Here is a 20,615-nt window from a genome sequence, read left to right as displayed (position 1 = left end):
ATCAGATGTCTTCAAGGCCGGGCAGCCCCAGGATGGCGGCCGCCTGGCGCGCCGTGGCCTTGACGGAGGCGACGTCGGCGCCGGTGATGTTGAGGTGGCCCATCTTGCGGCCGGCGCGCGCTTCGGTTTTACCGTAAAGGTGCAGGTGTGTGCCGGGCAGGGCCAGCACGGCCTGCCAGTCGGGCGTGCGGGCCTGGCCTTGCGCGTCCAGCCACACGTCGCCCAGCAGGTTGAGCATGATGGACGGCGAATGCTGGCGCGGCTGTGGCAGCGGCAGGCCGGCCATGGCGTGCACCTGCAGGTCGAACTGCGAGACGTCGCAGGCGTCCATTGTGTAGTGGCCGCTGTTGTGCGGGCGCGGCGCCATTTCATTGACGACCAGCGCGCCGTCGGCACTGCCGTCGTCGACCAGGAAAAACTCGACGCAGAGCACGCCGACGTAGCCGACATGGTGGGCGATGGTGTGGGTGGCCGCCAGCGCGCGTTGCGCCAGGGCCGCGGGCATATTGCCTTCATAGGCCTGGGTGACGGCCAGGATGCCGTCGACGTGCACATTGCGCTGGGGTGCGAAGCCCACGACGCGGCCGTCCCAGCCACGCGCCACGATGACCGAGCACTCGGCCTTGAGCGGCAGCATTTTTTCGAGCACGCAAGAAGCCTGATTCAGGCCGGCCCAGGCGGCGGCGAGTTCGGCCGCATTTTTGACGCGGACCTGGCCCTTGCCGTCGTAGCCCATGCGCGCGGTTTTCAGGATGCCGGGCAGCAGGTCCGCGGGAACGGCTTCGAGTTGCGCCTGCGTTTCGATGACCGCATAAGGCGCGCAACTGACGCCGGCCAGCACCCCGGATTCGGCGGCGCTGGCGGTGAAGTGCGATTTTTCCTCGATGCGGTTCTGCGCAATGGCGACGGCGGCGGCGCCCGGCGCCACGGGGCGGCTGGCGGCCAGCGCCTGCAACGCGGCGGCGGGCACGTTTTCAAATTCGGTGGTGATGGCGGCGCACAGCGCGGCCAGTTGCTGGAGCCCATGCTCATCGCCGTAGCCCGTCTGGATGTGGTGGTGGCTCACCAGGCCGGCCGGGCTTTGCGCGTCGGGGTCCAGCACCGCGGTGAAGTAACCCATGCGCTGAGCGGCGTGCACAAACATGCGGCCCAGCTGGCCGCCGCCCATCACGCCCAGCGTGGCAGGCTGGCCGGAAGCGGAAACGGTGCCGGGGAAAACGGGGAGGCCGGAAGGAAGGCTCATGCGGGCGGCAGGGTCATGGCATGCGCGGCGGCGGTCTGCTCGGCGCGGAAGGCCTGCAGCTTGGCGGCCAGCGCCTTGTCGTGCAGGGCCAGCACGGCGACGGCGAATAAGGCCGCGTTGGCCGCGCCGGCGTTGCCGATGGCGAAAGTCGCGACGGGAATGCCTTTGGGCATTTGCACGATGCTATGCAGCGAATCGACGCCCTGCAGGTGCTTGCTGGCCACCGGCACACCCAGTACCGGCAGGGCCGTCTTGGCGGCCAGCATTCCGGGCAGGTGGGCGGCACCGCCGGCGCCGGCGATGATGGCCTGCAGGCCGCGGCCCTGAGCGGCTTCGGCATAGGCGAAGAGCTCGTCGGGCATGCGGTGGGCCGACACCACGCGGGCTTCATGCGCCACACCGAACTGGCTGAGGATCTGCACCGCGTGCTGCATGGTCTCCCAGTCGCTGCTGGAGCCCATCACCACGCCAACCAGGGGGGCGGCCGTATTGTTTGTCGTCGTCATTGGGACCTTCTGGGTCTTGGGGGTTTGCAGGCCGTTCGCCCGTAACCCCTGATTTTAAGGGGCAGGCGGGCGGGCGGCGGCAAACGGGGCTGCATGCTATCGTTTGGGCCTGCTCCCGGGCCATGCCAGCCGCGCCGCGGCGGTTGAAACCCCTTATTCCAGCCCCATTTTTCACTGAATCATGATAGACGTCACCATTGCCAATTTCGAAGCGGAAGTCGTAGCCGCCTCCATGACCACCCCCGTGCTGATCGACTTCTGGGCGCCGTGGTGCGGCCCTTGCAAGTCGCTGGGCCCGATTCTGGAAAAAGTGGAAGTGGAATACGCCGGGCGTTTCAAGCTCGTGAAGATAGATTCCGACCAGGAGCAGCAGCTGGGCGCGGCCTTCGGCATCCGCAGCATCCCGACCTGCATCCTGATGATGAACGGCCAGCCGGTGGACGGCTTTGCCGGCGCCCTGCCCGAGGGCAAGGTCAAGGAATTCCTCGACAAGCACCTGCCGCCGGCGGACGAACTGGCCGGGGAGCAGGAACTGGCGCTCGAAGAAGAAAGCACCGATCCTGCCGCCGTACTCGAAAAATTGCAGCACGCGATGGCCGCCAACCCGGCCGACGACAACGCACGCTTCGACTACGTGAAGCTGCTGCTGCAGATGGGCCGCGAGGACGACGCCAAGGTGGCGTTTGCACCGGTGATCGCGCAAACCACGGTGGTGCGGCGTTTTGACTCGCTCAAGCGCTGGATGGATGCGATGGACTTTGCCGCCACCCAGGGCGTGGGCGCCGCGGCAGGCCTGGACGCCAGGATCGCCGCCAACAAACGCGACTTCGAAGCGCGTTTTGACAGGGCCCGCGGGCTGATGGCGCAGCAGCGCTGGACCGACGCGCTCGACGAGCTGCTGGATATCCTGATGCGCGACAAGGCCTGGAACGAGGACCTCGCGCGCAAGACCTATATCGCCGTCCTTGACGTCATGGAAGCGCCCAAACCCAAGGTCGCCGACGGGCAGATTCCGCCCGAAGACCCGACCGTGGCCACCTATCGCCGTCGCCTCAGCAGCGTCATCCTGAGCTAAGTCCCGCTCAAGAGCCGAAAAACCAGCGGGTCAGGGCGAAGGCAAAACCAAACAGCGCCGCGTAGCCGGCTACTTCAACGCTGAACTCGCGGCGCGACTCGCGCCAGGCGCGCAGCCTTTCGACCAGCAGGCCCGCCACCAAGGGCGCCAGCACCAGGTTGAGGATCTGCAGCCAGTGCAGGCGTATCGCCAAGTGGGGCACGACCAGCACTGTCAGCACGCCGGCGGCAATGCCGGTCATGACGGACCAGGCGGCCTCCTGCGTCGCCGTCAGCTCATGGTCGCGGCCGCGCAGCTTGTACCAGACGGTCTTGAAAACACCGCCGAACATCTCGCCAAAGAGCTGCAGAAACAGCTCGCCGAAAAACTCGAACAGCAGTTCCAGCAGGAATTCCATCGCGGCGCCGGGCGGGACCTGCTCTTCAGGCCGTCAATCGCGTCAGCGCTTCCTGGTACTTGGCGGCGGTTTTGGCGACCACGTCGGCTGGCAGGTGCGGCGAGGGCGGTGTCTTGTCCCAGGGCTTGCCATTGATGCGCACGGCTTCCAGCCAGTCGCGAACAAACTGCTTGTCGTAGCTGGGCGGGTTCTGACCGGCCGCGTAGGCGGCTTCATAGCCTTCGATGGGCCAGTAGCGGGAGGAATCGGGCGTCAGCACCTCGTCCATCAGCGTCAGCGTGCCGTCCTCGTCGAGGCCGAATTCGAATTTGGTGTCGGCAATGATGATGCCCTTGGTCAGCGCGAAGGCAGCGGCGGTGCTGTAGATCTCTATGCTGATTTTTTTGATCCGCGCGGCAAGCTCGGGGCCGACCACCTTGACCACCTGCTCGTAGCTGATGTTCTCGTCATGCTCGCCGGCTTCGGCCTTGGCGGCCGGCGTGAAGATGGGCTCGGGCAGCTTGCCGGCGTTCTTCAGGCCCGCGGGCAGGGGCACGCCGCAGACCGCTTGGCTCTCCTGGTATTCCTTCCAGCCGCTACCGGCCAGGTAGCCGCGCACCACGGCCTCGACCGGAATCGGCTTGAGGCGCTTGACCAGCATGGAGCGGTTCACCACCTGCGGGACTTCGGCCGGCGTGACCACGCTTTCGGGCGATTCGCCGGTCAGGTGGTTGGGGCAGATGTGGCCCAGCTTGYCGAACCAGAACAGCGCCATCTGCGTGAGCAGCGCGCCCTTGCCGGGAATCGGCTCCCCCAGGATGACGTCGAAGGCGCTGAGCCGGTCGCTGGCCACCATCAGCAGCCTGTCCTTGCCCACGGCATAGTTATCGCGCACCTTGCCGCGCGCGAGCAGGGGCAGGGAAGTCAGGGCGGAGGTGTGGAGTGCTTGGGTCATGGTGGGAGGCATGGGAGAGGGGTCAAAGTAAAAAGCCCGCGACTCGCAAGAGTCCGCGGGCTTTGAATTATCGCCAATCCGCGCGGGCGGTTGGCGGGTTTATTCACGCCGTCTTAATGGACGACCTGGGCCAATTCACCCTTGGCGTATTTGGCGGCCACGACCTGCAGGGTGTCGCCCTTGATCTTGGCGCCCTGGCCTTCGCAGCCGAACTGGATGTAGCGCTGCTTGCAGACCTGCTTGGCGGCTTCGCGCGCGGGCTTGAGCCATTCGCGGGCGTCGAATTTTTCGGGGTTCTCGGCCAGGAACTTGCGCACCGCGGCGGTCATGGCCAGGCGGATGTCGGTGTCGATGTTGATCTTGCGCACACCGTGCTTGATGGCTTCCTGGATTTCCTCGACCGGCACGCCGTAGGTTTCCTTCATGTTGCCGCCGTACTGGCGGATCTGGGCCAGCAGCTCCTGCGGCACCGACGAGGAGCCATGCATCACCAGGTGGGTGCTCGGAATGCGTTTATGGATTTCCTTGATGCGGTCGATGGCCAGGATGTCGCCGGTGGGCTTGCGGGTGAATTTGTAGGCGCCGTGGCTGGTGCCGATGGCAATGGCCAGCGCGTCGATCTGCGTGCGCTTGACGAAGTCGGCGGCCTGCTCAGGGTCGGTCAGCAGCTGCTCACGCGTCATGGTCGCATCGGTGCCGTGGCCGTCTTCCTTGTCGCCCTTCATGGTTTCCAGGGAACCGAGGCAGCCGAGTTCGCCTTCCACGGTGACGCCGTATTTGTGGGCCAGCTGCGAGACCTTTTTTGTCACTTCGACGTTGTAGTCGTAGCTGGCGATGGTCTTGCCGTCGGCTTCCAGCGAGCCGTCCATCATCACCGACGAAAAACCGAGGTCGATGGCGCCCTGGCAGACGTCGGGGTTCTGGCCGTGGTCCTGGTGCATGACCAGAGGGATGTTGGGGTACATCTCGATGGCCGCCTGGATCAGGTGCTTGATGAAGGGCTCACCGGCATATTTGCGCGCGCCGGCGCTGGCCTGCAGGATCACCGGTGCGCCGGTTTCCTTGGCCGCTTCCATGACGGCTTGCACCTGCTCGAGGTTGTTGACGTTAAAAGCCGGAATGCCGTAGCCATTGACTGCCGCATGGTCCAGCAGCTCGCGCATCGAAACGAGTGCCATGATCAGAATCCCCAGAAAGTTAAAAACGCTGCCGAAAAGGCGGGTTCCCGGCGGAATGGCCGCACAGCACAAGGGCTGCCTGATGGGCCGTAACCGCGAAGTAACCAGAGCCTTGATTCTAACGGCTGCGAAAGATGGGGTTATTGGTCGGACTTGGGCAAAGATACCTGCAGTAACCGCATGTAAAACGCGGGACTCTTAAATCAGCAGGGCCGCAAAACTGGGGTGGGTATTCGACCAGCATGAGCCGTGGAACCGGCTTTGCCGGGCCACAGGCGGGCGGCCCCTCGGGGGCAGGGAGCTACACGAAGTGAGCGACCGTGGGGGCCATATTTTTAGGCCACTCTGCAAATCTTGAGCATATTGGTGCCGCCCGGCGCGCCCATGGGCTCACCGCAGGTGATGGCGTACACGTCGCCGCTTTGCACGATGTTGCGGCGCAAGAGGTGGCCTTCGGCCTGTTCGAGCGCGGTGTCGCGGTCGGCGCTGGTGTCCATCAGCAGGGGGCGCACATTGCGGTACAGCGCCATCTTGCGTTGCGTCGCCAGGCGCGGCGTGAGCGCGTAGATCGGCACGCGGATGTCGTGGCGGCTCATCCACAGGGGGGTGGAGCCGCTGTCGGTCAGCGCGACGATGGCCTTGGCGCCCAGGTGATGCGCGGTGAACAGCGCGCCCATGGCAATGGATTGGTCGATGCGGCTGAAGGTCTTGCCGGAGAAATCGCCTTCGAGTTCCTTGTATTCGGCTTTTTCAGCTTCCTCGCAGATCTTGGCCATTTCCTCGACGGTCTCCAGCGGGTACTTGCCGGCGGCGGTTTCGGCGCTCAGCATCACCGCGTCGGTGCCGTCCAGCACCGCGTTGGCGACGTCGCTGACCTCGGCGCGCGTGGGCACCGGGTTGACGATCATGGACTCCATCATCTGCGTGGCCGTGATGACGACCTTGTCGCCGGCGCGCGCCATCTTGATCATGCGTTTTTGCAACGCCGGCACGGCCGCGTTGCCGACTTCCACGGCCAGGTCGCCGCGGGCCACCATGATGCCGTCGCTGACGCGCAGGATTTCTTCAAGCTTGGGAATGGCTTCGGCGCGCTCGATCTTGGCGATCAGGCCGGGTTTGTGTTTGTAAGGCGCGGCGGCCACGTTACACAGCTGGCGCGCCATTTCCATGTCGGTAGCGTTTTTGGGGAAACTCACGGCGACGTAGTCGGCCTGGAAACTCATGGCCGTCTTGATGTCTTCCATGTCCTTGGCCGTGAGCGCCGGGGCTGTCAGGCCGCCGCCCTGCTTGTTGATGCCCTTGTTGTTGGACAGCTCGCCGCCCAGCTTGACGGTGGTGTGCACTTCTTCGCCGCGCACCACGTCGACGGTGAGCACGATCAGGCCGTCGTTGAGCAGCAGCACGTCGCCGGCTTTGACGTCGCGCGGCAGTTCCTTGTAGTCCAGGCCGACACCCCTCAGGTCGCCGGGCTCGGTGCGGGAGGCGTCGAGCACAAATTTCTCGCCGGGCTCCAGTTGGACCTTGCCTTCGGCGAACTTGCCGACGCGGATCTTGGGGCCCTGCAGGTCGGCCATGATGGCGACTTCGCGGCCGGCGCGCTGAGCGGCTTCGCGCACCAGCTTGGCCCGGTCTACATGGTCCTGGGCGGTGCCGTGGCTGAAGTTGAGGCGCACCACGTTGACGCCGGCGCGGATCATTTTCTCCAGCAGTGCGGGGTCGCTGGAGGCGGGTCCGAGGGTGGCAACGATCTTGGTGGCGCGACGCGGCATAGGGAATGTCTCCATGTAATTTAGTTTCTGATTTTCACACGGAAACAGTTACGGAGGCGTTACCAATTTGGCCGCCGGGGCCATTACAGCCCCTTGTCGCAGATGGCGAAAGCGCTCAGCCTGCGGCGCGTTTCTGCAGAATCTCAAAGGCCGGCAGCGTCTTGCCTTCCAGCACTTCGAGGAAAGCGCCGCCGCCGGTGGAGATGTAACCCACCTGCTTTTCAATGCCGTACTTGGCGATCGCGGCCAGCGTGTCGCCACCGCCGGCAATCGAGAACGCGCTGCTTTCGGCGATGGCGCGCGCAATGCCTTCGGTGCCTTTGGCGAAGGCGTCGAACTCGAACACGCCGACCGGGCCGTTCCAGACAATAGTGCCGGCGGCCTTCAACTGCGCCGCGAGCCGGGCTGTGGTTTGCGGGCCGATGTCGAGGATCAGGTCGTCGTCGTCCACCTCGGTCGCGGCCTTGACAGTGGCCGGCGCGTCGGCGGCAAAGGCCTTGGCGGTGACCACGTCGGTCGGGATGGGCACTTCGGCGCCGCGCGCCTTCATGGCTTCGATCACGGCCTTGGCYTSRKCCAGCARRTCGGSTTCGGCCAGGCTYTTGCCWATCTTCAGGCCGGCGGCCAGCATGAAGGTGTTGGCRATGCCGCCGCCTACGATGAGCTGGTCGACATTGGCGGCCAGCGACTTGAGGATGGTGAGCTTGGTGGAGACCTTGCTGCCGGCCACGATGGCGACCAGCGGCCTGCGCGGGCTGGACAGCGCCTTGGAGATCGCGTCCATTTCAGCCGCCAGCAGCGGGCCGGCGCTGGCTATGGGCGCGTACTGCGCGATGCCGTAGGTGGAGGCTTCGGCGCGGTGCGCGGTGCCGAAGGCGTCGTGCACAAAAATATCGCAGAGCGCTGCCATCTTGCGCGCCAGCTCTTCGCTGTTTTTCTTCTCGCCCTTGTTGAGGCGGCAGTTCTCAAGCAACACCAGCTGGCCGGGTTTGACGTCCACGCCATCCACCCAGTTGGACACCACGGGCACTTCGCGTTTCATGAGTTCACCCAGGCGCTTGCCCACAGGTGCCAGCGAGTCGGCCGGCTTGAATTCACCCTCCACAGGCCGCCCGAGGTGGGAGGTCACCATCACCGCAGCGCCGGCRTCCAGCGCCATCTGGATGCAGGGGATGGAAGCGCGCACGCGCGTGTCTTCGGTGATGTTGCCCGCATCACCCTGCGGCACGTTGAGGTCGGCACGGATGAATACGCGCTTGCCGGCAACTTTGCCGCTGGCGCACAGGTCAGAAAAACGGATGAAATTCATGGAAACGGCTCGCAAGGGAAGTGGATTTTCAGGCCGGCGCCGGCCTGAGCTGACGCAATTGTAGGCGGGCGTTTTCCCCGTAAACCCGGCCGCGAGGCACCTTTGCGTTTGCTTACCTACCAGCCGAGGGCTATGTGCAGCGGCAGGTAGACCGCCATGCCGGCCAGGATGGTGCCCAGCACGCCGTGGCGCCAGTAGTACCAGGCCGTACCCGCGACGACAGCAAAAAGGCGGGCGTCCTTCCAGGTGGCGATCAGGTGGCCCTGAGTCATCACCATTTCCGGCACGATGACCGCCGCCAGCGCGGCGATAGGCGCATAGTGCAGGCCGCGCTGGGCCCAGGCCGGCAGGGTCCAAGGTTTGTCCGAGAGGAAAAAGAAACAGCGCGTGAGGACGGTGATCGCCGTCATGCCGAGGATGGTGGCCACGGTCCAGAGGTCGGTCTGGTTCATGCTGCGTCTCCGGTTCCGGGGGCGGGCGCGGCGGGCTTGGCCGGCACCGGTTTCTCAAGCAGCAGGCAGACGGCCACCGCTGCGGCGATGCCCACCAGGATGTTGAGCTTGAGCGGCAGGGCAAACGTTGCCACGGCGGCCGCGCCGGCGATGCCGGCCGACACCACGCGCAACCGGGTGGTGGCCAGCGAGCACATGATGCCCAGCAAGGCCAGGATGCCGGCGAAGCCCAGGCCCCAGGACAGCGGGATGGAATTGGCCAGCGCAATGCCCAGCAGGCTGGCGCCCACCCAGCTGAACCAGCTGACCCCGCAGCTGCCGGCCCAGTAGGCCTCCTGTCCGCGGATGACCAGCGGGTCGGTGGAAGGGTGCGGAAAGCGCTTGGTGAACAGCACGTAGTTAAGGTCCGCCATGCCGTAGCCATAGACCAGACGCCGCCACAGGCTCTGGTGCATCACATAGGGACGCAGGTGGGCGCTGAAGACCATGAAACGCAGGTTGACGCAAAACGAGGTCGCCAGGATCACCCACATGGGGGCGCCTGCCACGATGAGCGGAAGGGCCGCCAGCTGCGAGCTGCCGGCAAACACCAGGATGGCCATGAGCAACACCTCGATCAGGCTCATGCCCGACTTGGCCATGGCCACGCCCGTCATCAGGCCCCAGGCGGCAATGCCGGGCGCCACGGCCGCGAGTTCGCTGGCGCCTACCCGGAACTCCGGATGCTTGAACAATGTCTTCACAAAACCCTCATTCCTGTTGACCTGCCGGCGCCTGGCTGAATACCATGCCGGGCCGGATGTCGAAACCGCGCAAAAAATCGGCCGCGTCCAGCGCCTTGCCGCCGGCTTTTTGCAGACGGCTCACGCGCAGCACGCCGTCCACGGCGGCGATGTCTATGCCCTCTGCGCCGGCGGCCAGCACCTGGCCGGCCTCCGCACCGGCGGGCCGGGCCGGACCGGCGAGGATTTCGGCGCGCCAGAACTTGAGGGTCTGGCCCGCCAGCACGCCGGCAGCACCAGGGAAGGGATTGAAAGCGCGGATGCGGCGCTCCAGCACGGCGGCGCTTTGCGTCCAGTCCGTCAGGGCCTCGTGTTTTTCTATCTTGTGGGCGTAGGTGATGCCCTCGGTTGGCTGGGGCGTGGGTTTCAGGCCGCCGCAGGCCGCGAGCTCCAGCGCCTCCACAATAAGCCGCCCGCCCAAATCCGCCAGCCTGTCGTGCAGGGAAGCGGTGGTGTCCTGTGGGGTGATCGGCAGCCAGTCCACCAGCAGCATGTCGCCGGTGTCCAGCCCGGCATCCATTTGCATGATGGTGATGCCGGTTTCGGCATCGCCGGCCTCGATGGCGCGGTGGATGGGGGCGGCGCCGCGCCAGCGCGGCAGCAAGGAAGCATGGATATTGAGGCAGCCCAGCCTGGGCGTATCCAGTACCCATTGCGGAAGGATCAGGCCGTAGGCCGCGACCACCATGACGTCCGCACGTGCGCCAATGATGGCCTCACGGGCGCCGGTTGCGTCATCGGGGAATTTGCCGTCCAGGCGCAGGCTGCGGGGCTGGGCGACCATGATATGGGCGGTTTCAGCCCATTGCTTGACGGGGGAGGCCTGCAATTTCATGCCGCGGCCGGCGGGGCGGTCGGGCTGGGTCAGGACCAGGGGAATCTCAAAACCGGCGGCGTGCAATCTTTCGACAGCGACTCGGGCGAACTCAGGGGTACCGGCAAAAATGACGCGCATGGCGCCTGATTCTAAAGAGTCCTAGGGAAATCCCGGACTGCGGGCGGCAAAGCCCGCGTGCCGGCAACCGGCCGGCGAGCGCTCAGTGGGCGGCCTCGCGGTCCTCGTCCTTCTTCTGCTTGATCATTTTGGTCTTGATGCGGTTGCGCTTCAAAGGAGAGAGGTATTCGACAAACACCTTGCCCAGCAGGTGGTCCATCTCATGCTGGATACAGACCGCCAGCATACCCTCGGCTTCGTACACCTGGGACTTGCCGTCCAGGTCCAGGGCCTGGACCTTGATCGCCGTGGAGCGCTCCACCCCGTCATAAATACCGGGCACCGACAGGCAACCTTCGTCGCCGACACGCGTTTCCTCGCTGGCCCAGACGATTTCGGGGTTGATGAGCACCATGGGCTGGTTGCGGTCTTCGCTCACATCGATGACGATCAGGCGCTCGTGAACGTCCACCTGGGTGGCGGCAAGCCCTATGCCCGCCGCTTCATACATGGTTTCAAACATGTCGTCGGCCAGCTTGCGCAGGCGGGCGTCCACAGCCGCCACGGGTTTGGCCACCGTGTGCAGGCGGGGATCGGGGTAACGAAGAATGGTCAGCTGGCTCATGGGGGAAGGCAAGGGAAAAGGAGGGGCGAAGGGGAGATGTCGCTATTTTCGCCACTTTTCTCGGTTTTTCAGCATCCTGATATTCCCAGAATCGTGTATTCGTTGCTTAATCAAGGGCTTAGGTACAAAATCGTTAGTAATTTATCAAGATATGACACGCTCTTTTTCGCCCGCATCCATTGCGGATCGTGCCGTGCCAGTCCTCTAAAAGCGCCGAAGGCCTACAAAGATGCAAACAATTTTTGGTCGTTTCAGTCAAATTTCAATAGCCGCCACCGCCCTTCTGGGCATTGCCGGCGGCCTGCATGCCCAGAATTTCCCCATCACACCGGGCCAAAAAGCAACAGCCACCCAGGTCGCCCAGGCGGGCGTCCCGCTCAGCGAGCTGGCGCCCAACGCCCCGGACGAGTACACCGTCAAGCGCGGCGACACGCTGTGGGCCATCTCCGGCATGTTCCTCAAAAGCCCCTGGCGCTGGCCGGAACTGTGGGGCATGAACCTGCAGGACATCCGCAACCCCCACCGCATCTATCCCGGGCAGCACCTTTACCTGGACAAGACCGGCGGCCGCGCCACCCTGCGCACGCGCCAGGCCTCAAGCGACGGCCCGCCGACGGACACGGTGCGCGTGTCGCCCCGCACCCGCTATGAATCCCTGGCCGACAACTCGATTCCCACGCTGGAGAACAATGTCATAGAACCCTTCCTCTCGGAAGCCGTCCTGGTTGACGATGCGACCTTTTCAAGGGCTCCCCGCATCGTCGCCGCCCAGGAAGGGCGCGTGCTGCTGAGCCGCGGGGACCGCGCCTATGCGCGCGGCGAGTACGTGGGCGGCGTTGCCACCGGCACTCCCCTGAGCGACGCAAAAGGCCAGCCTCTGGATTACCGCGTCTACCGTAATGCCACGCCCCTGAAAGACCCGACCACCAAGCAGATCCTGGGCTACGAAGCGCAATACATCGGCAAGGCCGAACTCATGCGCGGCGAATCCGTCACCCAGATTCCAGGCAAGGACGGCAAGCCCCAGCCGGAAATCGTGCCCGCCACCATCGACATCGTGTCCACCAAGGAAGAAATGCGCGTCGGCGACCGCCTGCTCCCCGATCCTCCCCGGGAGTTGGTCAGCTATGTGCCGCACGCGCCAGCCACCCCTATCACGGGCCAGATCGTCTCCATTTACGGCAGCGCCGTGGCAAATGCGGCTGAAAACCAGGTCGTGGTGATCAACCGGGGCGCCGCAGACGGGCTTGAACGCGGCCATGTCATGGCCATCCTCAAGGACGGCGAGCGCCTGGCCGACAAGACCGACAGCGCACGGCCGCAGATCAAGCTGCCCAATGAGCGCAACGGCTTGATGATGGTGTTCCGCACGTTTGACAAGCTTTCCTACGCGTTGATCCTGCAGATCACCGACGGTGTCAAGGTCGGCGACCGCTTCGTCAACCCGAATTAAGCGCCATGCCTGCGTCCGGGCCCGCCACGGTGCGGCCCGCGGAGCAGCGCTTCCATGCCCGCCAAACGCCGGCCCTCCCCCAAAGCCAGACCGACGTGGACACGCAAGAGCTTCAAGCCTGGTTGCGCTTGACCCTTTCCCCCGGTGTGGGAAACGACACCGCGCGCAAGCTGCTGGCGGCTTTTGGGTCGGCGCAGGCCGTCTTCAGCCAGAGCGCCGCCGCCCTCACACAACTCGGCACCACCAAGCTGGCCAAAGCCATCCTGGCGGAGCCGCCGGCGTTGGCGGCCCAGTTGCAGATCACCCTCGAATGGCTGCAGGCCGGCGAGGACAGGCAGGTAGCCACGCTGGGCGATGCCGCATACCCCCCAGCCCTGCTCGACATCGAGGACCCACCCCTGATGCTCTACATGCTGGGCACGCTGGCCGGGCGGCCAACAGCGGCGCCGCTGATCGCCATCGTCGGCAGCCGCAACCCGACGCCGCAAGGCGAGGCCAATGCCCGGCAGTTCGCCAAGGCCTTCGGCGGCGCCGGGCTCTGCGTGGTCTCGGGGCTGGCCCTGGGCATTGACGGCGCGGCGCATGACGGCGCCCTGCTGGGCGGCGGCGAAACGATTGCCGTGGTGGGCACCGGGCTGGACAGGGTCTATCCCAAGAAGCACCTCGCGCTGGCACACCGGATCGTGCAGCGCGGCATGATCGTCAGCGAATTCCCCCTCGGCACGCCACCGCTGGCGGCGAATTTCCCGCGGCGCAACCGCATCATCTCGGGCCTGTCCCGCGGCACCCTGGTGGTGGAAGCGGCGCTGCAATCGGGCTCGCTGATCACGGCGCGGCTGGCGGCGGAGCAGGGCAAGGAAGTCTTTGCCATTCCCGGCTCCATCCACTCGCCCCAGTCCCGCGGCTGCCACGCGCTGATCAAGCAGGGTGCCAAGCTCGTGGAAGTGGCGCAGGACGTGCTGGAAGAGCTGAACCTTTCTACCGCCCCCCGCGCAACCGGCAACGATGAGACGGCGGCCGGCCCGGACGCAGGCGATCCGCTGATCGCGGCCCTGGGGTTTGATCCCGTCAGCCTGGACGCCTTGCAGGCGCGCACCGGGCTGGACACCGCGCGGCTGCAGGCCAGCCTGCTGGAACTCGAACTGTGCGGGCAGGTGGTGCGCCTGCCGGGAGGGCTGTTCCAGCGCCTCGCAGCCGGTTGACGAGGCGAATTCCGATGCGCCTCAAGCGCCTGGCCGGAGGATTGACACGGCCGGCTGCATCTGCGTTATATTGGGTGCATGTTTGAAGTACTGGTGTACGTCTACGAGAATTACTGGCAAGGTGACGCTTGCCCCGAACTCCACCGACTGAGCCGCAAACTCACCGCGGCGGGCTTCGATGCCGAGGAAATCCAGGCAGCCCTTGTCTGGCTCGACGGCCTGAACACCGCGGCCCAGGGCACGCAAATCAGCCTGCCGGCCAAAACCCCTCAGGATAACGGCGACTCCTCCGCAACAGCCCCCGCCATCCAGCCGCAATCCGCCGGCAGCCTGCGTGTGTACTCCGTCGCCGAGCAGGTGCACCTGGGCGCGCAGAGCCTGGGTTTTGTGAGCTTCCTCGAGTCCTCCGGCGTGTTGCCGCCGCACATGCGCGAGATCGTCATTGACCGCGCCATGGCGGCCCCCGGCGACCCGGTGACGCTGGACGATCTGAAAATCATCGTCCTCATGGTGTACTGGAGTTTTGGCGAAGAGCCCGATGCGCTGGTGCTCGACGAGCTGTGCGACGACTCGGAATTCCGCCTGGCCCACTGAACTGAACGCCGGGCGCCGGCGGCTTGGCCCCGCGCGCCAGGGCGCCCTTCCAATGCGTAATTAAAAGACCTAGCCCAGCAGGCGCTCGGGATTGGCGTCGAGCTTGGCCAGCGCATCGCGCGTGGCGCGCACCGTCAGCGCCTCTTCTTCCGTCGGCACCAGCAAGCCCGCCTGCAGGTAGGCGGCCAGGCGGCGCGCCTGAATCAGGAAATTGCGGCCGTCAGCGGAAGCAAACAGGTGCAGCTGCTTGCGGTCGCTGCACCAGGCGAACTGCACATGGCTGACCTTTCCGTTGTGGTCCAGGCTGAACCACGAGCCCAGCTGCAACTCCTTGGCCCAGGCGCGCATGGCCTCTGTGGGATGGCTGCCGCCGTCGGCAATCACCTCGATGTCGGTGGCGTCTATGCCTATCATGGTCACCAGGCTGTCGGTATCCAGCGGCAAATCCCCGACGTCCTCGTCGGAGAGGTAATCCTCGAGGTTGGTCAGGCGCTTGGCCATGGCCTCCACCTTCTCCACGGGAATCGCGTCGGTCTTGGACATGAAGGCGTCGGCCAGCGTGTCGCTGATGATTTTCAGGTGCCCGTCCTGGTCGGCCACTCCCAACCCCAGCATGGACATGCCCAAGCGCAGCAGCTGCAGCAGTTTGGGCAGGTCGGCGATCACGCGGGCGCGGTCGTTGCGGTTGGGCTTGGCGCTCGCCGCCCACACCAGGTCGGCGGCGGCCCGCTTGAGCGTGAGGGTCTCCTCATGCTGCGGGCCGTTCCTCATGGCGGCGATCGCCAGCACTTCGGCCCAGACCTTGAACAGGAATTCGCGGATTTCATCGCGGACCGGCATGTCATTGAGCATGTTGCGCATCTCAATGGTGTACTGGATGGTCATGGTCTCTTTTTGCTCGACCTGCTGGGCCACGCTCACCACGCGGGCAGCGCTGCCGTGTTCTGACAGAAACCTGGACAGGAATTTGTCGAATTCATCGTAAACGAGCTGGAACACCCGGCGCCCGGTTTCAGGGTATTGCTCGATCACCTGCACGACGCGCTTGATCTCGGCTTCCAGCACGCCGCCCGCCACCGTGACGTCGAAACCGAGCACGCAGGAACCCATGCGGTCTATCAGGCGGCGCGCGGGATGCTGCAGGGACTCGAAGAACTCGGGCTCGGAGATCGCAACGCGCAGCACCGGCATCTGCAGGCGCGCGAACCAGACACGAATTACGGCGGGAATACGGTCTTCCGCCAGGATGCTCTGGAACATCAAGGCCACGATTTCGATCGTCGCTTTTTCGGAGGAGGTGGAAGCAGCCTCCTTGAGCTTGGTAGTGCGCTCACGCAAAACACCCGCGGCATGGTCCACCTGCGCCTGGCCGTAGACCTGGCCTTGCGCATCCGCGAGCAGGGTGCGTTCCGCGCCGGTTTCTTCCGCGCGCTCCACACTGGCCATGGCCTGCGCCAGCGGCGGCGAGGCCTGGCTGGGGCGTGTGTCGTCGAAACCCGCCGCCTGGTTCGACAGCAGGCGCTTGAGTTGCCCCATCACGCCCTGGGCGCGCATGCGTGCCCTGGCCAGGGGTGTGGTGGCGGTCTGCATGCGGGTTTCTTCGTGCACCCCCTGGCCCGGCCCGGTGTTCGCTTCGGGGCCTTTTGCCGCATTGGGCTTGCCGGCATTCTCAATGCCGTTGCCTGCGTTGCCGGGACGGCCCGCAGCGCCGGGAGCGGCCGCGCCACCGCCCGAAATACGGCCCGCCGGCGGCCCACCAGAAACGCCGCCGCCGGCCGCGCCGCTTGCGCCTCGCGCGCCACCGCCTGTCACACCGTTGCCGGTCCCGCCGTAGGGAGAGCCGGCGCCGCCTCTGGATGATGAAGATGAAGCTGCGCCGGAACCGCCTCCTCGGGCACCGCCCGCGGAAGCCGGGCCCCGGCCGCCGGGGTCACCATAGGAAGATGAGGCATTGTTCCCGCTGGGGCCGCCGTAAGCCGCACCACCGCCTGAAGCACCGCCGCCCCCCATGCCGGACCCGGCCCGGTTGTCACCGCCCTGCGGGGCTTTGTCTCTCTGCGCGTCAGCTGCCGTTTTGGCGGCGGTGCCAGCGCCGGCACCGGCCGCCGAAGGCGTGCGCTTGACCAGCGGCCTCAGGTCGATTTCGGCCATGACGCCCTGTTGCACCAGGAATTCGTTGGTGGCGTGGTAGGTTTCGAGCAGGTGCTCGCCCATGTCCTTTTGGATGCCGCTCTGGACAGCGAGCCAAACTTCACGCGGAAGGCCGGCCTTGCCCCACTGTTCCACGAGGTGCTGAGCCAGCACCTCGGGACGCAGGATGTCCTGCTTGTGGAGCTCGGAAATGCCCTCCAGGTTCTGGATGCGCAAGCGAAGGTCGTTGAGTTCCCAGCTGGTGAAATCGAGCAGGCGCAGGGCCAGGCGTGAGGCGAGGATTTTGTCCTCCATCACGTCGTTACCCATCAGTTCGAATTTTCCGCTGTCCAGGAAACGGGCCGGCGAGTTGGCGGCGGGAACGGCCTGGGCGTTGGCCCAGGCCGCGGCGGTACCGCGGACCCAGGCATCGCCGCTTTTCTGGAAAGCCAGCCAGCCGTCGCGCCTTTCCTGCATATCGCGGGCGCTGCCCGGCTGGTCGACCAGCGCGGACAGTTTGTCCTGAATGGTTTTGGCGAGTGCGGGCAATATCCGTGCGGCACGCTCCGTAAACAGCGCGCGAGCCTGCTCGACCAGAAGACTGTTATTTTTGTTGCTTGGAGCCACGACCGCCCTGGATGATTAGCCTATAGCTTACACCGTGGCCCCTGCGTTGGGGTCATTGGGATCTTCGCCTTTTTTTGCTGGCGCCTTGACAAGGTCTTCCCGCTTGATGCCCAGCCACATCGCAATTGCGGCCGCCACAAAAACCGAGGAATAAATGCCGAACAGAATGCCGATGGTCAGTGCCAGGGCAAAGTAAAAAAGTGTAGGACCGCCGAATAACAACATGGACAGGACCATGATCTGGGTCGAGCCGTGGGTGATGATGGTCCGGCTGATGGTGGAGGTGATCGCGTTGTCGATGATCTCTATGGTGTTCATCTTGCGATAGCGGCGGAAGTTCTCGCGGATCCGGTCGAAGATCACCACCGATTCATTCACGGAATAACCGAGCACCGCCAGCACCGCCGCCAGCACAGCCAGCGAAAACTCCCACTGGAAGAACGCAAAGAAGCCCAGGATGATGACGACGTCATGCAGATTGGCGATGATGGCCGCCACCGCGTACTTCCACTCAAAGCGAAAGGCCAGGTAGACCATGATGCCGAAGACCACCATGGCGAGCGCTTTCAACCCGTCATGGGCCAGTTCCTCACCGACCTGCGGGCCCACAAATTCCGTGCGGCGCAGCGTCACGTCGGGGCTGGCCGCCTTCAGGGCTCCCAGCACCTTGTCGCTTTGCTGGGCGGTGCTCACGCCCTTCTGGGCGGGCAGGCGGATCATCACGTCGCGCGAGGTGCCGAAGTTCTGCACCTGCACGTCGGCGAATCCCAGGCCGGCCACGGTGTCGCGGATCTTTCCGACGTCGGCGGCCTGGGTGTAGTTCACCTCCATCAGGGTGCCGCCGGTGAACTCCACCGACAGGTGCAGGCCGCGCGTGATCAGGAAGAAGACGGCCAGCGCAAAAGTCGCAAAACTGATGATGTTAAAAATCAGGGCATGCCGCATGAACGGAATGTCGCGCCGGATTTTGAAGAATTCCATCTGGGGTCCTTGGGAAACTCAGGAAAAAAAGGCCGTGATTACTTGGTCGCCACGGCGCCGGACGCGGCGGGCCGCCACACGGTGCCGATGGAAACCGACTTGAGCTTTTTCTGGCGGCCGTACCAGAGGTTCACAAGGCCGCGCGAGAAAAACACCGCCGAGAACATGCTGGTCAAAATGCCGATGCAATGCACCACCGCAAAGCCGCGGACCGGGCCTGAACCAAAGGCCAGCAAGGCCAGGCCGGCGATCAGCGTCGAGATGTTGGAGTCCAGGATGGTGGCCCAGGCCCGTTCATACCCCGCGTGGATGGCCGCCTGCGGCGATGCCCCGCTGCGCAGTTCTTCACGCACGCGCTCGTTGATCAGCACGTTGGAGTCGATGGCCATGCCCAGCGCCAGCGCCATGGCCGCCATGCCGGGCAGAGTCAAGGTTGCCTGCAGCATGGACAGCACCGCCACCAGCAACAGCAGGTTGACGGCCAGTGCCAGGCCGGAGAACAGGCCGAAGAGCATGTAATACGCCGCCATGAAGGCCACGATCACGACAAAACCCCAGGACACGCTGTGAAAGCCCTTGGAGATGTTGTCGGCGCCCAGGGTCGGGCCTATGGTGCGCTCTTCGATGATTTCCATGGGCGCGGCCAGCGAGCCGGCGCGCAGCAGCAGCGCCAGGTCGTTGGCTTCGGTGACGCTCATGGAGCCGGAAATCTGGAAGCGGTTGCCGAGTTCACCCTGGATGACGGGCGCCGTCAGGACCTCGCCCTTGCCTTTTTCGAACAGCAGGATGGCCATGCGCTTCTTGAGGTTTTCGCGGCTGGTGTCGCGCATGATGCGCCCGCCCTTGGCATCGACCGTGAGGTCCACCTTGGGCTGCTGGTTCTGCGAGTCGAAGCCGGGCTGGGCATCCGTCAGGCTCTCGCCGGTCAGGATCACCTGCTTCTTGACGATCACCGCCTGGCCGTTGCGTTCGAAGAAGCGCTCGTCACCGAAAGGGACCGCACCGGTATTGCCCGCGGCGGCCCGGGCCTCGGCGCTGTCGTCCACCAGGCGCATTTCCAGCGTGGCGGTGCGGCCCAGAATGTCCTTGGCCTTGGCCGTGTCCTGCACGCCGGGCAGTTGCACCACGATGCGGTCTATGCCCTGCTGCTGGATCACCGGCTCGGCCACGCCCAGCTCGTTGATGCGGTTGTGCAGGGTCACGATGTTCTGTTTGAGCGCCTGGTCCTGGATGCGGCGAGCGGCTTCGGGCTTGATGCTGGCCGTCAGCTTGTATTCGGTGCCGTCCGGCGCATCGGCGGTCTGCAGGTCGGCGAACTGGTCCTGGATCAGCCCTTTGGCGGAAGCCAGGGTGGCGGAGTCGCGCACCTTGATTTCGATGGCCTGTCCATTGCGGCTGATGCCGCCGTGCCGGATGTTCTTCTCGCGCAGCGACAGGCGGATGTCGCCGGCCAGCGATTCGGCACGCTTGGTCAGCGCCGCCTGCATGTCCACCTGCAGCATGAAATGGACGCCGCCGCGCAAGTCCAGCCCGAGGTACATCGGGAAGGCATGCAGCGAAGTCAGCCAGGCGGGCGAACGCGACAGCAGGTTGAGCGCGACCACATAGGATTGATCGTTCGCATCGGGCGCCAGGGCTTTCTGGATGGCATCCTTGGCCTTGAGCTGCGTGTCGGTGTCGCCGAAACGCGCCTTGATGGAATTGCCTTCGAGCGTAATGGCGTCGGCCGCGATGCCGGCGTCCTTGAGGGACTGCTCGACCTTGGCGAGGGTCGTGCTGTCGACCTTGACGATGGATTTGCTGCTGGACACCTGGACCGCAGGCGCTTCACCGAAGAAATTGGGCAGTGTGTACAGAGCCGCGATCAGCAGCGCGACCACGATGATGGCGTACTTCCAGGCCGGATAACGATTCATGGGAGGGCTGTTCCTGGTGGACAAATGAACAAAAGGGGCGCCCGCATCAAGCAGCAGCCCCGATATACCGCAAGCCCCTGTGGATCCTCACAAGGGGCCTGATGCCTTACTTGGCCGTGCCGATCGCGCCCTTGGGCAGGACCTGGATGATGGCGCTGCGCTGCATCTGCACTTCAACGCCGGGGGCCAGCTCAAGGGTCAGGTAAACGTCGCCCAGCTTGCTCACCTTGCCGAGCAGGCCGCCGGCGGTCGCGACTTCATCGCCCTTGGCCAGCGCATCGATCATGGCGCGATGCTCCTTCTGCTTTTTCATCTGCGGGCGGATCATGACGAAATACAGCACCACAAACATCAGCACCAGGGGCAGCATGCCCTGAAGCGAAGACAGCGACATCATGTCGCCACCGGCGGCTGCGGCTGGAGCGGTTTGGGCAAGGAGTCCACGATTGTATGCGGCAGGGCAGCCGCACCAAGAGGTAACTGGCGCGCCCCAGGGGCTTTTCAAGCC

At 64.9% G+C, this 20,615-nt stretch carries 19 protein-coding genes; 4 read left to right on the top strand and 15 right to left on the bottom strand.

What is annotated here, in order from left to right:
• Position 1: 1 nt before the first annotated feature.
• Both AC1D1Y_RS16185 and purE read right to left on the bottom strand, forming a co-directional pair.
• Positions 2 to 1,243, bottom strand: coding sequence for a 5-(carboxyamino)imidazole ribonucleotide synthase (locus tag AC1D1Y_RS16185; RefSeq protein WP_477683212.1), 1,242 nt, complete (start codon positions 1,241 to 1,243; stop codon positions 2 to 4).
• A complete protein-coding gene (gene purE, locus AC1D1Y_RS16180) occupies positions 1,240 to 1,749 on the bottom strand; it encodes a 5-(carboxyamino)imidazole ribonucleotide mutase (protein WP_477683211.1) in 510 nt (169 codons plus the stop codon). The genes AC1D1Y_RS16185 and purE overlap by 4 nt, the downstream gene beginning before the upstream one ends.
• A gap of 181 nt (positions 1,750 to 1,930) precedes the next feature.
• Between purE and trxA the strand changes: the two genes are divergently transcribed.
• Entirely contained in the window at positions 1,931 to 2,824 is an 894-nt protein-coding gene (gene trxA / locus AC1D1Y_RS16175; RefSeq protein ID WP_477683210.1) for a thioredoxin, read from the top strand.
• A 7-nt stretch (positions 2,825 to 2,831) separates the two neighbouring features.
• On the opposite strand, the gene AC1D1Y_RS16170 is transcribed toward trxA, so the two are convergent.
• From AC1D1Y_RS16170 to def, 9 genes are all read right to left on the bottom strand, one after another.
• The gene (locus AC1D1Y_RS16170) at positions 2,832 to 3,221 is read right to left on the bottom strand and encodes a hypothetical protein (RefSeq protein WP_477683209.1); all 390 of its coding nucleotides are present in this window, start codon (positions 3,219 to 3,221) and stop codon (positions 2,832 to 2,834) included.
• 25 nt (positions 3,222 to 3,246) lie between these two features.
• Positions 3,247 to 4,155: a phosphoribosylaminoimidazolesuccinocarboxamide synthase gene (locus AC1D1Y_RS16165; RefSeq protein ID WP_477683208.1), complete on the bottom strand. Its 909-nt coding sequence runs from the start codon at positions 4,153 to 4,155 to the stop codon at positions 3,247 to 3,249.
• A 113-nt stretch (positions 4,156 to 4,268) separates the two neighbouring features.
• Positions 4,269 to 5,333: a class II fructose-bisphosphate aldolase gene (gene fba / locus AC1D1Y_RS16160; RefSeq protein WP_477683207.1), complete on the bottom strand. Its 1,065-nt coding sequence runs from the start codon at positions 5,331 to 5,333 to the stop codon at positions 4,269 to 4,271.
• A 335-nt stretch (positions 5,334 to 5,668) separates the two neighbouring features.
• Positions 5,669 to 7,102: a pyruvate kinase gene (gene pyk, locus AC1D1Y_RS16155; protein ID WP_477655877.1), complete on the bottom strand. Its 1,434-nt coding sequence runs from the start codon at positions 7,100 to 7,102 to the stop codon at positions 5,669 to 5,671.
• Between the two features lie 115 nt (positions 7,103 to 7,217).
• Positions 7,218 to 8,411, bottom strand: a complete 1,194-nt coding sequence (locus AC1D1Y_RS16150; protein WP_477683206.1) for a phosphoglycerate kinase — start codon at positions 8,409 to 8,411, stop codon at positions 7,218 to 7,220.
• Between the two features lie 116 nt (positions 8,412 to 8,527).
• Entirely contained in the window at positions 8,528 to 8,863 is a 336-nt protein-coding gene (locus tag AC1D1Y_RS16145) for an AzlD domain-containing protein (RefSeq protein WP_477655875.1), read from the bottom strand.
• The gene (locus AC1D1Y_RS16140) at positions 8,860 to 9,606 is read right to left on the bottom strand and encodes an AzlC family ABC transporter permease (protein ID WP_477683205.1); all 747 of its coding nucleotides are present in this window, start codon (positions 9,604 to 9,606) and stop codon (positions 8,860 to 8,862) included. The genes AC1D1Y_RS16145 and AC1D1Y_RS16140 overlap by 4 nt, the downstream gene beginning before the upstream one ends.
• Before the next feature lie 7 nt (positions 9,607 to 9,613).
• Positions 9,614 to 10,600: a methionyl-tRNA formyltransferase gene (fmt, locus tag AC1D1Y_RS16135; RefSeq protein WP_477683204.1), complete on the bottom strand. Its 987-nt coding sequence runs from the start codon at positions 10,598 to 10,600 to the stop codon at positions 9,614 to 9,616.
• 82 nt (positions 10,601 to 10,682) lie between these two features.
• Complete coding sequence (gene def, locus AC1D1Y_RS16130; protein WP_477683203.1) at positions 10,683 to 11,204, bottom strand: peptide deformylase; 522 nt, start codon at positions 11,202 to 11,204, stop codon at positions 10,683 to 10,685.
• A gap of 229 nt (positions 11,205 to 11,433) precedes the next feature.
• Here def and AC1D1Y_RS16125 point away from each other — a divergent pair, with 229 nt between their 5' ends.
• The 3 genes from AC1D1Y_RS16125 (at position 11,434) to AC1D1Y_RS16115 (ending at position 14,453) form a co-directional block, all read left to right on the top strand.
• Positions 11,434 to 12,657 (top strand): LysM peptidoglycan-binding domain-containing protein, encoded by a 1,224-nt coding sequence (locus AC1D1Y_RS16125; RefSeq protein ID WP_477683202.1) that lies wholly within the window; start codon positions 11,434 to 11,436, stop codon positions 12,655 to 12,657.
• Positions 12,658 to 12,752: 95 nt separating this feature from the next.
• Positions 12,753 to 13,859: a DNA-processing protein DprA gene (dprA, locus tag AC1D1Y_RS16120; protein WP_477683221.1), complete on the top strand. Its 1,107-nt coding sequence runs from the start codon at positions 12,753 to 12,755 to the stop codon at positions 13,857 to 13,859.
• 78 nt (positions 13,860 to 13,937) lie between these two features.
• Positions 13,938 to 14,453 carry a Smg family protein gene (locus AC1D1Y_RS16115; protein ID WP_477655869.1) on the top strand — a complete coding sequence of 172 codons (516 nt, stop codon included), beginning with the start codon at positions 13,938 to 13,940 and terminating at the stop codon, positions 14,451 to 14,453.
• 69 nt (positions 14,454 to 14,522) lie between these two features.
• Here AC1D1Y_RS16115 and AC1D1Y_RS16110 read toward each other — a convergent pair whose 3' ends face one another.
• The 4 genes from AC1D1Y_RS16110 to yajC all read right to left on the bottom strand — a co-directional run bounded on the left by AC1D1Y_RS16110 (position 14,523) and on the right by yajC (position 20,504).
• On the bottom strand, positions 14,523 to 17,210 hold the full coding sequence (locus AC1D1Y_RS16110) for a DUF1631 family protein (protein ID WP_477683201.1): 2,688 nt from the start codon (positions 17,208 to 17,210) through the stop codon (positions 14,523 to 14,525).
• A 27-nt stretch (positions 17,211 to 17,237) separates the two neighbouring features.
• Positions 17,238 to 18,191, bottom strand: coding sequence for a protein translocase subunit SecF (gene secF / locus AC1D1Y_RS16105; RefSeq protein ID WP_477683200.1), 954 nt, complete (start codon positions 18,189 to 18,191; stop codon positions 17,238 to 17,240).
• 38 nt (positions 18,192 to 18,229) lie between these two features.
• Positions 18,230 to 20,107 (bottom strand): protein translocase subunit SecD, encoded by a 1,878-nt coding sequence (gene secD, locus AC1D1Y_RS16100; protein ID WP_477655866.1) that lies wholly within the window; start codon positions 20,105 to 20,107, stop codon positions 18,230 to 18,232.
• Positions 20,108 to 20,213: 106 nt separating this feature from the next.
• Positions 20,214 to 20,504, bottom strand: a complete 291-nt coding sequence (gene yajC, locus AC1D1Y_RS16095) for a preprotein translocase subunit YajC (RefSeq protein WP_477683199.1) — start codon at positions 20,502 to 20,504, stop codon at positions 20,214 to 20,216.
• Positions 20,505 to 20,615 lie beyond the last annotated feature (111 nt).

The sequence above is a fragment of the Polaromonas sp. P1_G1 genome, from assembly GCF_056405595.1.
The sequence above is the reverse complement of the archived record's forward strand: the minus strand, read 5'-3'. Positions and strand labels throughout refer to the sequence as shown.

Excerpts from the sequence above, each read along its gene's own strand:
- AC1D1Y_RS16185 (WP_477683212.1), bottom strand. The coding sequence starts at position 1,243 with ATGAGCCTTCCTTCCGGCCTCCCCGTTTTCCCCGGCACCGTTTCCGCT.
- purE (WP_477683211.1), bottom strand. The coding sequence starts at position 1,749 with ATGACGACGACAAACAATACGGCCGCCCCCCTGGTTGGCGTGGTGATG.
- trxA (WP_477683210.1), top strand. The coding sequence starts at position 1,931 with ATGATAGACGTCACCATTGCCAATTTCGAAGCGGAAGTCGTAGCCGCC.
- AC1D1Y_RS16170 (WP_477683209.1), bottom strand. The coding sequence starts at position 3,221 with ATGGAATTCCTGCTGGAACTGCTGTTCGAGTTTTTCGGCGAGCTGTTT.
- fba (WP_477683207.1), bottom strand. The coding sequence starts at position 5,333 with ATGGCACTCGTTTCGATGCGCGAGCTGCTGGACCATGCGGCAGTCAAT.
- pyk (WP_477655877.1), bottom strand. The coding sequence starts at position 7,102 with ATGCCGCGTCGCGCCACCAAGATCGTTGCCACCCTCGGACCCGCCTCC.
- AC1D1Y_RS16145 (WP_477655875.1), bottom strand. The coding sequence starts at position 8,863 with ATGAACCAGACCGACCTCTGGACCGTGGCCACCATCCTCGGCATGACG.
- fmt (WP_477683204.1), bottom strand. The coding sequence starts at position 10,600 with ATGCGCGTCATTTTTGCCGGTACCCCTGAGTTCGCCCGAGTCGCTGTC.
- def (WP_477683203.1), bottom strand. The coding sequence starts at position 11,204 with ATGAGCCAGCTGACCATTCTTCGTTACCCCGATCCCCGCCTGCACACG.
- AC1D1Y_RS16125 (WP_477683202.1), top strand. The coding sequence starts at position 11,434 with ATGCAAACAATTTTTGGTCGTTTCAGTCAAATTTCAATAGCCGCCACC.
- AC1D1Y_RS16115 (WP_477655869.1), top strand. The coding sequence starts at position 13,938 with ATGTTTGAAGTACTGGTGTACGTCTACGAGAATTACTGGCAAGGTGAC.
- secF (WP_477683200.1), bottom strand. The coding sequence starts at position 18,191 with ATGGAATTCTTCAAAATCCGGCGCGACATTCCGTTCATGCGGCATGCC.
- secD (WP_477655866.1), bottom strand. The coding sequence starts at position 20,107 with ATGAATCGTTATCCGGCCTGGAAGTACGCCATCATCGTGGTCGCGCTG.
- yajC (WP_477683199.1), bottom strand. The coding sequence starts at position 20,504 with ATGATGTCGCTGTCTTCGCTTCAGGGCATGCTGCCCCTGGTGCTGATG.